The organism is Falsiroseomonas sp. HW251 (assembly GCF_050563545.1).
Taxonomy (GTDB): Bacteria; Pseudomonadota; Alphaproteobacteria; order Acetobacterales; family Acetobacteraceae; genus Falsiroseomonas.
This window is the reverse complement of record NZ_JBNXUM010000014.1, coordinates 174,945-187,310: the sequence shown is the minus strand read 5'-3', so window position 1 is coordinate 187,310 and position 12,366 is coordinate 174,945. Positions and strand designations below refer to the sequence as shown.

Sequence of the window (12,366 nt, the reverse complement as noted above, 5' to 3'; positions counted from 1 at the left end):
CGAGACCCCCCAGCGGCCGGGCGTGGAGAAGGCGCGCAGGACTGCGGGGCGGAACAGGCGTCGGGCCAGCATCTCGCCGGAACGGCTACATCACCCGGCGGTTCTGACCGTTACCTCGGCCCTTTGGTGCTTCGCGGCCGGGCTGGCACGTCCGGCGCGCGGCTCAGCTTGGCCGCCTGACAGGCTTCCAGGTTGTCGGCCGACGCTTCCAAGGCGCGCGCCTGCTCCAGCAGCCGCTCGCGGTCCGGCCGAAAGCTGATACGCCTCGCAAGGTCGCGGCAGTCCTGCGCGAGGGCACGCAGGCGCGCCGGCTCGTCCTTCCCGAAAATGTCCCGTCCCCCCGGAGAAGACACCATCGTTGTTGCAGCAAGTTGGCATATCGCGGGGGAACCTGCAGCACAAGCAGCCGCGCGGGGCAAACCCACGTCGCTGCCGAGGGCCATCGACCTGTATCCACTTTCGGCGAGCACCTCGGGCGCGTCGTGGCCAATCGTGCGGATCGTTTGACCGCCCCGCCCCACACCGTCGAAACACGCGGGTGGGGAGTGCTGATAGAGCCTCGCGAGAGTTCATTCCGGGTTCTATCGAGGTCAAGCTCGTTGATTTGCTGGCCGTTCCGTAGTTGCGCCCGACTGGCTGGCCTTCTTCAATGGCATGCGTAGGTCGCAGATGAGGCCCGGCTCGACCCAGTAGTAGGTAAGATCCCCACCAAGCTGCCTGCGCACCGTCGTCTCCAACAGCCGCAGACCGAAACCGCGCCGCGGCGGCGGGCCTGCAACCGGTGGCCCTCCCCGCTCCTCCCAGCGGAGCTGCAGCACGCCGGCGCCCCCGTCCGCCTCCCAGGCGGTCCGCACTGCCCCGGCCGGAACCGAAAATGCTCCGTGCCGGACGGCGTTGGTGGCCAGCTCGTGCAGCACCAGGGCAAGAGGCTGCACAGCCTCGGGTGCGAGACGCACCGGAGGCCCTGAGGCTTCGGCCCGGCCCAGGGACGCATGGGGGGTGACCTCGGCCGCGACCAGGTCGCCGAGGTCGGCGCCGGTCCAGCCCTCGCGCGCGAGCAGCCCATGCGCTCGCGCCAGCGCCGCGATCCGCCCGTTCAAGGCAGAGACGAACTCCTGCGGCGCGTCGGCGCGGCTCAACGAGACGATGGACTGCACCACCGCGAGCGCGTTTTTTGCGCGGTGGTCCACCTCGCGCAGCAGCCGGTCGCGCTGCGCCAGGGCCCGCGCGAGTTCGGCCGTGCGGTCCGCGACGCGCTGCTCGAGTGTGTCCCGCGCTGCGGCAAGGAGGCGTGCGTGCCGGGCGGCCTCGGTCAGGAAGAAGAGGAAGAGGATCGAGGTCGATGCGATCCAGCTCAATCGCCCGGCCGACCAGCCCACGGAATAGCGCCCCCCACCCGCCTGGGAGAGCAGGTTGGCCGCGAGCAACGCCGTCAGTGCTGCCGCGAGCCAGAGGAAAAGGTCGTTCCGCCGCCCCGCCCGCGACAGCGCGAGTGCGATGCCTGCCCCGAGCATGGTGAAGGCGAGAAGGCCCATTGCCTTGTTCAGGACGGTCCACTCCCCTCCGCGCATCAGCGGCGGCATGGCGTCGGCGAGGCCGGTCGCCATCAGGGCGATCGCGAGCGACGCGGCCAAGGTGCCTGCGGCGGCGATCGAGGCAACGCGCCCCGCCCGGCCTGGGCCGATGCGCCCACCGGGGGCGAAGCACTCAACGGCGGTGGCGGCGAGGGTGAGGGCGGCGAAGCCGTTTATCCAGAGCAGGTAGCCCCAGGCAGCCGACTGGGGAGCGCCAAGGACCGCCCGGTCGGGCAGGACGGCGCCTGGGAAGGTAAGCGCGTGCAGCACCGCCATGGCGCCGCCGTAGAGATACGCGCAGCCGAGTGGCAAGGTGGACCACGCACCTGTCGCGCGGAACCTGGCGAACAGGAGGAAGCTCGTCGGCAGTTCCGTCGCCAGCGTGACGCCGACGAAGGCGGGGGTGATTGAGGGAAGTGCCGGACCCGGATCGGCGGCGAACGGCAGTAAGGCGGCAGTCACGGTAGCGTAACCGCAAAGAATGATCGTCACGCCGCGCCCACGCCGCCCGCCCCCGCCGCCCATCGTAACGCCCTTTGTGCCTGTCTGAGGTCGGGACATTTTCTCGTGGGCAGATTGGGTGGCGCACGATATTTGCACCAGCCCTCCCGGTCGATCCGCGTGCCCCTGTAGCGCAAGTCAAGTTCGCGTTCGGCGTGCCCACCGCATGACGCTGCAGCACCACCTCGTCGTCGGGAACGACCAGGTGCTCAGTTGTGGCGGCTGCGCCTGGCGCTCAGCACCGTCGCCTGTGCCGTCCGCGCGGCGCCCGTCATTCGGCCGCCCCAGTCCCTCATGGATCAGGACCGGCGCGCCGTCGCGGCCGACGCCATCCCGCACCACGGCGAGCTGGCCGAGATGCCTACCCGGCCTGCGGTGGGTCGGCGGTCGAGAGCCACCAGCCGTCGCCAGCGCACCAGCAGGATGCATCGGGATCGCCCACAAGGCGGAGCGAGCGGACGGCGTCCGCGTCCCCCCGCCCGAAGGCCGTCGCCAGCCGCTGGCCTTGGGCGGCGTCCTGCTGGGTGCCCTCGCATGGGATGAAGGCGGCGCGCGTGACGAAGCGCGCGGGCCAAGCCTCGCCGGTCATGGGTCGCTCCACCAACAACATGCCGCCGAAGCCACCGACGGGCTGCAGCGGGAAAAGCAACCGCCCAGTGCCAGGCTTCAGCGCGCGCAACCAAGCCCGGCTCGGCTGGGTGGTGCCGGCGTTGACGTAGACGCGGTTCGCGGCGGGCAGGTCATCGGCGATGCCGGACCGCGCGTGGACCGTCACCTGCGGCAGGCGCGCGAGGTTCCGGGCAGCGCGCGCCGCCAGCGCCGGGTCAATCTCGTAAGCGTGGACGCGGCCAGAGAGCCCGACGAGGTGGGCGAGCAGCGCCGTGTAGTAGCCAGCGCCGGCGCCGACATGCAGAACCACGTCGCCCTCGCGTGGCGCGAGTTGATCAAGGCAGCGGGCGTGCAGTCCAGGCTCGCCGATGTTGATGCCGCGCGCCGGGTCGAGGGCCACGAGGGTATCCTGGTAGAGGAAGGCGGGGTCATCATCCGGCGTGCGCACGTAGGCGTTGGCGGCCCCGGCCTCGGCGTCCAAGGCCCGACCACGAGGATGGACCAGGGCCCCGGTCCGGCGAATGGCTCACGCGGCACGGCGGCGAACGCCGCCTCGATCCTCGGATCGCGCGCCCCGCCCTTGGCAGCGACGTAGCGGGCGAAGAAGGCCCGCAGGTTGGCAATGCGGTCCGTCATGGTGCCGGGACCTCCTACCTGGGTGGCCTGACCTGGCCGAGGTGTGCGCCAGAGTGACAGGGCGGGCGAAGTAAGCTCAACGGCGACCGCAGGAGCAAGCCGACCCCACACGCTACAGGGGAAAGGGCGAATGAGCTTGGAGGTGAATGATGCGGTGCCCTCTTGGGCATCGCGCCGCACGCGACCACTCCATCGTCATGAACGGCGAGGTGTTCAGCTTCTGGCGGGCCGGGGCGCTGTAGATGGACCACCTCGCGCCAGCCTTGCAGGTTCGCGAAGCCTGACCCCGTCGAGAACCGCGCAGTTCGACGCCCCGACCCGGACGACGACGTCCTCGATCCGCAGCAGGCCGGCGTCGAACGGCGGGTGAAGATCGGCACGGAGGAGAATGCCGCGTTCTGGGTCTGCGCGCGCGGCGACCGCCGCGTGACGCCTCCCTGCATCAAAGAAGGCACGGTGAAGGGGCGGCCGCTATATAGGCCGCCCCAGTTTCTATGAGGGTCCCATTTGGATGACGGAAGCGCCCTACAAGCAGTAGCGCCGCCGCAGCCACCTCACGGCGGCGCTGTAGGTCCCGTTCCCCGTGAAACCGAGGCCGTCTAGGTCGGCGCGGAGGTCCCCCGGAAAATGACCGGTGCAGTTCCATACTCCCGCACCACTGCGCGCCAACAACGATCCCACCCGATGCCGTGCAGGAGTGCTGCAGCAGGGCGGGGCCGTCCCTTCGATATTTCGCAGAATGTGGTTGACTCCTCCGCAGCTTGCCTTACTTTCGACTTTCATCGAAGGGTTGGAGTGGCCGAATGGACGCCAGCCGCGCAATCACCGCTCTCGGTGCGCTCGCCCACGAGCATCGCCTTGCCGTCTATCGCCTCCTCGTGGAGCGCGGCCCTGATGGGTTGGCGGCCGGACTCATCGCAGAGCAGGTCGGCATCCCCGCCTCGTCACTGACCTTCCACCTCCAACACCTGCTGCGCGCCGGGCTCGCGACGCAGCGCCGTGTCGGGCGCCAGATCATCTACGCCGCCGACTTCACCGCCATGAACGACCTGGTCGGCTTCCTGACCGAGAACTGCTGCGGCCGCGGCGTCTCCGCCTGCGTGCCGAAGGCACCCGCCACCAGCACCGAGCCCCCGATCGCCACCCTGAAAAGGAAAGCCCGATGAACCGCGATCCCCTGCCTGTCGCCATCATCGGCGCCGGCCCCGTAGGTCTCGCCGCCGCAGCCCACCTGATCGAGCGGGGCCTCGATCCCCTGCTGCTGGACGCTGGCGCAACCCCCGCAGCCTCGGTGCGGGAATGGAGCCATGTGCGCATGTTCTCGCCCTGGCGGTTCAACACCGACGCGGCCGCGGTGCGGCTGCTCCGCCAGACCGGCTGGTCGGCGCCCGACCCGGACCAGCATCCCACCGGCGACGAACTCCTTCGCGACTACCTCGTGCCGCTGGCCGCGCATCCCGCCGTCGCCGCGCGGCTCCGCCTCGGCGCGCGGGTCATCGGGGTGTCGCGCCGCCACCACGACCTGCAGCGCAACGGCTCGCGCGAGGAGGCACCCTTCATTCTCCAGGTCGCGAAGGCTAACGGCGACGTTGAGGAGATCGAGGCGCGCGCCGTGATCGACTGCTCCGGCACCTGGGGCAGCCCCAATCCGGTCGGCGCGCATGGCCTTCCCGCGCCGGGCGAGCGCGGCCACGTCGCGCACGGAATCCCCGACGCGCTTGGCCGCGACCGAGCCACCTACGCCGGGCAGCGCATCCTCGTCGTCGGTGCCGGGCACTCCGCCATGAACCTTGTCGAGGCGCTGGCCGCGCTCGTGGAGGAGGTGCCGGGAACGACCATCACCTGGGCCTTCCGCCGCCCACTGTCGGCGGCGAACTTCGGCGGCGGACAGAATGACGGCCTCGCTGCACGCGCGGCGCTCGGTGCGCGGGCCCGCGCGCTCGTCGAGGAAGGCCGCGTCGCGGCGCTCGCGCCCTTCCTGGTTCATCGGATTGTGGATGTGCCCAGCGGCGCGATCCGCGTCGAGGGGCTGCTGGACGGCCGCCCGCATGTAGTCGAGGTGGACCGCGTCGTCGGCGCTACCGGCTTCCGCCCCGACCTGTCGCCACTCTCGGAACTGCGCCTCTCGCTCGATCCCGCCGTGCAGGCGACGCCGGCGCTGGCGCCGCTCATCGACCCGAACCTGCACTCTTGCGGCACCGTCCGCCCGCATGGCGAGGCCGAGTTGCGCCATCCCATGGAGCCCGGCTTCTACATCGCGGGCATGAAGGCGTATGGCCGTGCGCCCACCTTCCTGCTGGCGACCGGCCACGAGCAGGTCCGCAGCATCGCCGCCCACCTCGCAGGCGACGAGCAGGCCGCGCGCCGCGTCGAGCTGGTGCTGCCGGAAACGGGCGTCTGTGCCGGGCCGGCGAAGCCGCGCGTCTCGGTGAAGGCCGTCGCCGCGGGCGGCTGCTGTGGCGCGGAGGCGGCGCCGGTCGAAGCGGTCGAGATGGCCTCGGGCTGCTGCACGCCGGCCTCGGTCGCAACCGTCGCCGTGCCGGCGACAGCACAAGGCACGTGCTGCACGTCGAAGGCGGATGCACCCGCCGAGGCGTCCTGCTGCCCGTGACGGCCGCCTTCGACCTGCCCCGCCGCCTCGTCGCCGAGGCGCTTGGGACCGCGCTGCTGGTCGCGGCCGTCGTCGGCTCCGGCATCATGGCCGAGCGGCTGACGGCGGATGTCGGCTTGGCGCTGCTCGCCAACACGCTGGCGACCGGCGCCATGCTGGTCGTGTTGGTGACTGTCCTCGCCCCGGTTTCCGGCGCGCATCTCAACCCCGCCGTGACGCTGGTCGTCGCAGTGCGGGGCGAACTGCCGCGTCGTGACGCCGGCCTCTACGTCCTGGCGCAGCTCGCCGGCGCCGTCGCTGGCACCGCCGTCGCGCACCTCATGTTCGATCGCGCGCTAGCCGAGCTGTCCGGCAAGGTGCGCTGGGGGGCGGCGCAATGGTTCTCGGAAGGTGTCGCCACCTTCGGCCTGGTGCTGGTGATCCTCGCCGGCGTTCGCTTCGACCGGCGAGCCGTCCCGTGGCTGGTCGGCCTCTACATCACCAGCGCGTACTGGTTCACCGCTTCGACCTCCTTCGCCAATCCGGCGGTCGCGGTAGCGCGGTCTCTCACAAATAGCTTCTCGGGCATCCGGCCGGCCGACCTGCCGGGCTTCGTCGCCGCGCAGCTCGCGGGCGCCTTGATCGCCGCCGCGCTCGCCGGCTGGCTGCTGCGCGAGCCAGCTTCCCACCCCATCGCTCGGAAGGCGGAGGCCCGGCCGTGACAGTCACGATCTACCACAACCCGGCCTGCGGGACGTCGCGCAACACGCTGGCGATGATCCGCGCGACGGGCACGGAACCGGTGGTGATCGAGTATCTCAAGACGCCGCCCAGCCGGGAGGAGCTGTTGGATCTGGTGCACCGGATGGGCCTGACGCTGCGCGACGTCCTGCGCCGGAAGGGAACGCCCTACGATGCCCTCGGCCTCGATGATCCGGATCTAACGGACGATGCGCTGCTCGACGCCATCGAGGCGCATCCCATCCTCATCAACCGCCCGATCGTCGTGACGCCGAAGGGCGTTCGACTGTGCAGGCCGTCAGAAGTCGTGCTTGATCTGCTTGAGGCGCCGCTACCCCAGGACTTCGTAAAGGAGGATGGCGAGCGCGTGCCAGCGCAGCGGGCGTGAGCCCCGCGACGTCCTTACCGCCAATCCCGGCGTGAGCGCCCCGCGCGCCGTCCTGGCGGTGATCGCCGCGCAGGTGCTGGTGCAGATCGGCGCCTTCTTCCTGCCGGCCCTGCTGCCGGCCTTCATCGCGCGGTGGTCGCTCTCGGCCACCGAGGCAGGCTGGCTCGTCGGCGCCTTCTTCGCGGCCTACGTCCCGGCGGTCCCGATCCTCGTCGCGCTCACCGACCGCGTGCCCGCACGGCGGGTCTATCTCGTCGGCGCAGGGCTGACAGCGCTTTCGCATCTCGGCATGGCGGTCGCTGCCGACGGCTTCTGGAGCGCGCTACTGCTGCGCGCCGTCGCCGGAATTGGATGGGCGGGCTGCTACATGCCCGGCCTGAAGATGATCGCCGACCGCCTGGACGGCGCCGAGCAGTCGCGCGCGGTAGGCTGGCACGCCCTCGGCGTCGGCATCGCCGGCGCCGCTTCCTTCGCGGTAGCAGGGCTTCTGGACGCCGTCGTGGGCCCCACCGGGGTGTTCTTCTTCGGTGCCGCCACGGCCGCGGCGGCGGTCGGCATCGCCGCGATCCTCGCCACCCCCATGCCGGCGCGAAGCGGCCCTAAGGTGCCCGTCGCGGAGTTGCTCGATTTCCGCCCGGTGTTCCGGAACCGACCGGCCATGGCCTGGATCGCCGGCTACACCGTCCACACCTGGGAGATGGCTGCGCTACGGGCCTGGGGCGTGACCTTCCTCGCGCTCGTCATCGCGAACGACCATGCGCCGGACTGGATGCCTGGTCCCAATGCCCTGTTCACCGCCGCGGGCCTGATTGGCATCACGGTCTCTGTCACGGGCAACGAGATGGCGCAGCGCCTTGGGCGCAGCCGCATCGTGGCCCTTGCCATGCTTGCGGGCGCGGCATCGAGCGTCGCCACGGGCCTCTCATTCGGCCTCCGGGCGCCCCTCGCCGCCTTCTGCGTGCTGGCCTGGAACGCCGCGATTTACCTCGACAGCGCCGCGCTGACGGCGGGGACTGTGGCGGCCGCCGACAAGGCGCGGCGCGGGGCGACTATGGGGCTCCACAGCATGTGCGGCTACGCCGGCGGCTTCATCGGGCCCCTCGGTGTCGGGCTCGCACTCGACCTTGCCGGGCGTGACAGCGTCATGGGCTGGACGCTCGCTTTTGGGCATCTGGCGCCCGTAGTACTGATCGGCTTCGCGATCCTGCGCCGTCTGGCAGTCCGAGGCTGATCGCGGTCAGAACCACCCCGCGCGCCAACCTCGTCCGTCATACGGCCGCGCCAGCCATTCCTGGATCAGGACCACGGCGATATCGCGACCGGCGCCGTATCACTCCTTGCGTGGCTCGCCGCCCAGGACGTGGAGCATCCGGGGGCACCTTGTCGGATTAGACGATTAGGATGTCGGCCTCCGTCAGCGGGGCGGTGAAGCCGGCGAGCGTGATCGTGCCGAAAGTCCCGACGGTGATGACGGTATTAGTGGCGCCGACCGTGATGTCGACGTCATCGAGACCACCGACTCCCGGCAGCTGGAAGGCGAGGCGGTCCTCGCCCTGGTGGAAGTCGCCGATCGTATCCTGCCCGAAATCGCCGAGGAAGGCGAAGACGTCTGCGCCCCCGGTGACGGTCAGCGCAGAGGCGTCGCCGTAGAAAAGATCGCTCCCCGCGCCACCCTCGATCGTGTCGGCGCCGGAGATCAAGATGCTGTCCAGCAAGAACGAGTCGCCATAGAGCGTGTCGGCGCCGTCCCCCCCGGCCACCACATCGTTTCCGAGTGCGGTGGTGCGGAAGCTGTTGGACGCGGCCTGGAAGTCACCATAGACTAGGTCGTTGCCGGCGCCCCCGTCCAGGCTGTCGTCGGCGCCAGCCGCCGCGGCGAAGCCAGCCATCGACGCGTCGCCGACGAGAGTGTCGGCGCCGCTGCCCCCCTCGATCGTGTCGGCGCCACCTCGGCCCCCGAACGCGAAACTGAGTGCGTCGCCGTAAACGAGATCATCGCCGCTGCCGCCGTCTAGTGAGTCAGGGCTGCCCGTGCTGGGGCTGAACGAAATGCCGGTCTGGTCGCCGATCAGCGTGTCGCTGCCTGAGCCGCCGTGCAGCACATCAATGGCCGCGGACAGGCCGCCGTAGAGCAAGTCGTTACCGCTGCCGCCGTCTAACGTATCGGCATCCCTTGAGGTGACGCCGAAGCCGCCGCCGTCGCCGACCAGAGTGTCGTCGCCGGCGCCGCCGTAGAGCAGGTCGTTGCCGCCGCCCCCCAAAGCGCCGCTTCGGAACCTGTTGTCGCCATACAGGAGGTCGTTGCCGGCGCCACCGTTGAGGGTATCGTCACCGCCGGCCGCACCGTCGGTTCTCGAACTATTTCCGAAGTTGTCGGCGTCGCCGAGCAGCGTGTCGTTGCCGTCACCACCGTCGAGCAGGTCATTGCCGCCAACGGCAAAACGGATCATCTGGAGGGCATCACCGACGATCCAATCATCCCCCTCGCCGCCGCGCAGCACGTCATCGCCACCTAGGGCGCTACTCACCGGGGAAACGCCGGAAGCAAGCGACGCGTCACCGACGAGGGTGTCGGCACCGCGGCCGCCTTCGACGGTGTCGTTGCCTCCGAAGCCGAACAGGTCGCCCAGGTCGCCGGGCGCTGTAGGGTCGCCTGAATAGGGATCCCCAAAGACCAGGTCAGCGCCGGGCCTGCCAGGGATCTTATCGTTACCAGTCGTGCCCAGGATCTTCGCCATCCGTGTGGTCCCCCCTCGCTGTCGAGCCAGACGTGGGCGAAATCGGATGCGGTACGTTATGTCGCCGGAGCCGATCCGGTATCATGAATAATCCGGTCGAGGCGGGCTCTCGCAGTTATGTGAGGGATGGGCACTCCATGGCATGATTGACACCGTGGTGTCCCCAACCTTGAGAGACGCCGGCGCGGGCATCGACATCATGCTGCACGACCGGCTCATCGTCGGGAATGGCGAGGTGTTCAGCTTCCGCCGGGCAGGAACCTTGATGACGAGCGAACAGCTCGCGCGTCCCCTCCTGGCTCGCGAAGCCTGACCCCGTCGAAGCCCGCGTAGCTGCCCACCGCCACCCGAACCACGTTGTGCTCGATCCGCAGCAGGCCGGCGTCGAGCCCTGCAAGTGATGCTTTATCTCTCGCCGATTGCAACTGGCCGCGCGCCACCGTGGGAGCCAGCTTACGCAACGCGGATCCAGTCCCATCTCGCGATCTACTTCTGGCTCGTCGGAGGCGTGCCGCTGGTCCTGGCAGGTGTCACGCTGGCCTGCTGGCCGCTAGCAGCAGCGGAACTCCGGCGGTCGCACCACGCGCCGGTCTATGTTGTGCTCGGCATTGTGGTCGCTTTAATCGGGCTTTGCCTGGGGTGTTCGCGGCCAATGGGGGCGCCGACGGCATTTTGCGTCACCTGGCCGCCGACCTTTGCCGAGATCGTCGCCGACCACGAAGGCGCTGCAGGAATGATGTCTTCGTCCTTTTGCGAGCGCCGCACCGCGGACGTCATGCCGGAGGAGCCGCAGCTGCCGCAGCTGGTGATCGACGGAAGTGTGCTCGGCCCAAGCTGAACAGTGACAATAGATGGCGCATGGCAGCGCCCCTTGCCAGCGCAAACGGCGCAGTCGTGATGAAACGACAGAACCCCGGAGGGGACACGGCCGCCGAACGGTCCCGAAGTTGCCTCGCTGCTCCCGCGGTAGTCGAGCAAACCGCGACGCCGTGTCGCGTTGCAGCAGGACAGCCGGACGATAGCTCCCCTCCAAGCCCTCCGCCGGACTTCGCAAGGAGATATGCCAATGCATCTGTCCGGCAGCGCAGGCCGAGGAAGCAGCCTGCTCGCGAGGAGCCGCATCGTGACGCTCAAGCCGTCCGGCTTGGCGGAGCCGGACTGAGTTCGGAACCATGCATGTCGAAGAGCTCGCTGCGACACTGCTTCCTGTCGTGCTGATGGGCGTCGTTGAGGGGCTGACGGAGTTCCTTCCGATCTCATCCACGGGTCATCTGATCCTGCTCGGCGAGGTAATCGGATTTAAGGGACCACCGGGTAAGGTCTTCGAGATCTCGATCCAGCTCGGCGCCATCCTGGCGGTGGCTTGGCTGTCGCGCGATGTGCTGTGGCGCATCGCGACGCGCGGCTGGGTGCCGGGCACGCCGGCCAACCTCTACGCCAGAAACGTGCTGCTCGCCGTGCTGCCAGCGCTGGTTCTCGGAGCGACGCTGCACGAGCCGATCACGGTACGGCTCTTTAGTGCGCAGGTGGTCGCAGTGGCGCTGATTCTGGGCGGTGTCGTCATCATCGCGATCGAGCGCTCGCGTCCTGCACCCCGGATCACCTCCGTGCTGGAGATCGGAGCCTCGACGGCGCTGCTGATTGGCCTCGGGCAGGCGCTGGCTATGGTCCCTGGCACTTCGCGATCGGCAGCGACCATCATCGTGGCGCTGCTGGCCGGGGTGGATCGCCGCACGGCCGTGGAATTCAGCTTCATGCTCGCTATACCGACCATGCTGGCCGCCGCCGTCTACAGCGTATGGCATGGACGAGCATCGCTGGACGAAGCCGGGCTGGGCCAGCTCATGATCGGTTTTGGAGTATCCTTTGCGGTGTCATTGGCCGTAGTGCGGTGGATATTGGCGACAATCAGCCGGATCGGCTTTGCCCCGTTTGGCTGGTATCGGATCGCGCTGGGGCTGCTGATCCTGGTTTGGTCGACGCAGCGCTAGACCCGAGTAGCCGTGGCTGGAATCGGCTTGTGATTGGCGGCGGCGCGACGGGGTGTGATTCGTAGACGTCCAGCTTGGGCTGGAGGCGGCGATGGCGTGGCGTCGAGGGCAGGCCTACGGGCAGGATCTGCGGGACCGTGTGTTGGCGGCTGGTGGTGAGGCGGTCCGCGAGGTAGCGCAGCGGCTCTCGGTCAGCCCGTCCTGTGTCGTGAAGGTGCGGGCGCGGCTGCGCGAGATGGGCGAGCGCGAGGCCGGCCCCGTCGCGCCGCCCATGCTGGACGGCGCGATCAACGGCCGCGCCTTCCGCGCCTAGGTCGAGCAGATGCTCGCGCCCGGCGACATCGTCGTCATGGACAACCTCGGCAGCCACAAGGTCGAAGGCGTCCGCGGAGCCATCGACGCACGTGGCGCGCGGCTGCTCTATCTGCGCCCTACAGCCCCGACCTGAACCCGATCGAACTCGCTTCAGCAAGCTCAAGCGCCTGCTCCTCTCCGCCGCTGCCAGAACCGTCGGAGCCCTCTGGGACACTATCGGCAGCCTCCTCGACCCCAGCGACTGCACCGCCTACTTCCGCCACCGCGCCTATGCTTAATGAGA

At 69.4% G+C, this 12,366-nt stretch carries 11 protein-coding genes and 1 pseudogene; 9 read left to right on the top strand and 3 right to left on the bottom strand.

Annotation, left to right across the window (positions count from 1 at the left end; translation table 11 throughout):
- Window positions 1-590: 590 nt before the first annotated feature.
- Both ACLF3M_RS18435 and ACLF3M_RS18430 read right to left on the bottom strand, forming a co-directional pair.
- Complete coding sequence (locus ACLF3M_RS18435; protein WP_430658430.1) at window positions 591-2,066, bottom strand: HWE histidine kinase domain-containing protein; 1,476 nt, start codon at window positions 2,064-2,066, stop codon at window positions 591-593.
- 370 nt (window positions 2,067-2,436) lie between these two features.
- A complete protein-coding gene (locus tag ACLF3M_RS18430; RefSeq protein ID WP_430658429.1) occupies window positions 2,437-3,165 on the bottom strand; it encodes a protein-L-isoaspartate O-methyltransferase family protein in 729 nt (242 codons plus the stop codon).
- Window positions 3,166-4,123: 958 nt separating this feature from the next.
- Between ACLF3M_RS18430 and ACLF3M_RS18425 the strand changes: the two genes are divergently transcribed.
- From ACLF3M_RS18425 to ACLF3M_RS18405, 5 genes are read left to right on the top strand one after another with little or no spacing between them, the layout of a single operon-like run.
- A complete protein-coding gene (locus ACLF3M_RS18425; RefSeq protein WP_430658428.1) occupies window positions 4,124-4,486 on the top strand; it encodes an ArsR/SmtB family transcription factor in 363 nt (120 codons plus the stop codon).
- Window positions 4,483-5,931: an FAD-dependent oxidoreductase gene (locus tag ACLF3M_RS18420; RefSeq protein WP_430658427.1), complete on the top strand. Its 1,449-nt coding sequence runs from the start codon at window positions 4,483-4,485 to the stop codon at window positions 5,929-5,931. Before ACLF3M_RS18425 ends, ACLF3M_RS18420 begins: the two co-directional genes overlap by 4 nt.
- Window positions 5,928-6,632, top strand: coding sequence for an aquaporin (locus ACLF3M_RS18415; protein WP_430658426.1), 705 nt, complete (start codon window positions 5,928-5,930; stop codon window positions 6,630-6,632). The genes ACLF3M_RS18420 and ACLF3M_RS18415 overlap by 4 nt, the downstream gene beginning before the upstream one ends.
- Window positions 6,629-7,039, top strand: a complete 411-nt coding sequence (arsC, locus tag ACLF3M_RS18410; RefSeq protein ID WP_430658425.1) for an arsenate reductase (glutaredoxin) — start codon at window positions 6,629-6,631, stop codon at window positions 7,037-7,039. The genes ACLF3M_RS18415 and arsC overlap by 4 nt, the downstream gene beginning before the upstream one ends.
- A gap of 31 nt (window positions 7,040-7,070) precedes the next feature.
- Window positions 7,071-8,270: an MFS transporter gene (locus ACLF3M_RS18405; protein ID WP_430658424.1), complete on the top strand. Its 1,200-nt coding sequence runs from the start codon at window positions 7,071-7,073 to the stop codon at window positions 8,268-8,270.
- Between the two features lie 157 nt (window positions 8,271-8,427).
- Here ACLF3M_RS18405 and ACLF3M_RS18400 read toward each other — a convergent pair whose 3' ends face one another.
- On the bottom strand, window positions 8,428-9,777 hold the full coding sequence (locus ACLF3M_RS18400) for a calcium-binding protein (protein ID WP_430658423.1): 1,350 nt from the start codon (window positions 9,775-9,777) through the stop codon (window positions 8,428-8,430).
- 142 nt (window positions 9,778-9,919) lie between these two features.
- Here ACLF3M_RS18400 and ACLF3M_RS18395 point away from each other — a divergent pair, with 142 nt between their 5' ends.
- The 4 genes and pseudogenes from ACLF3M_RS18395 to ACLF3M_RS18380 all read left to right on the top strand — a co-directional run.
- Window positions 9,920-10,090: a JAB domain-containing protein gene (locus tag ACLF3M_RS18395; protein WP_430658422.1), complete on the top strand. Its 171-nt coding sequence runs from the start codon at window positions 9,920-9,922 to the stop codon at window positions 10,088-10,090.
- Window positions 10,091-10,177: 87 nt separating this feature from the next.
- Window positions 10,178-10,615, top strand: coding sequence for a hypothetical protein (locus ACLF3M_RS18390; protein WP_430658421.1), 438 nt, complete (start codon window positions 10,178-10,180; stop codon window positions 10,613-10,615).
- A 334-nt stretch (window positions 10,616-10,949) separates the two neighbouring features.
- Window positions 10,950-11,768 (top strand): undecaprenyl-diphosphate phosphatase, encoded by an 819-nt coding sequence (locus ACLF3M_RS18385; RefSeq protein WP_430658420.1) that lies wholly within the window; start codon window positions 10,950-10,952, stop codon window positions 11,766-11,768.
- A 238-nt stretch (window positions 11,769-12,006) separates the two neighbouring features.
- Window positions 12,007-12,361, top strand: a pseudogene (locus ACLF3M_RS18380) (transposase); the annotation flags it as partial.
- Between the last annotated feature and the right edge of the window lie 5 nt (window positions 12,362-12,366).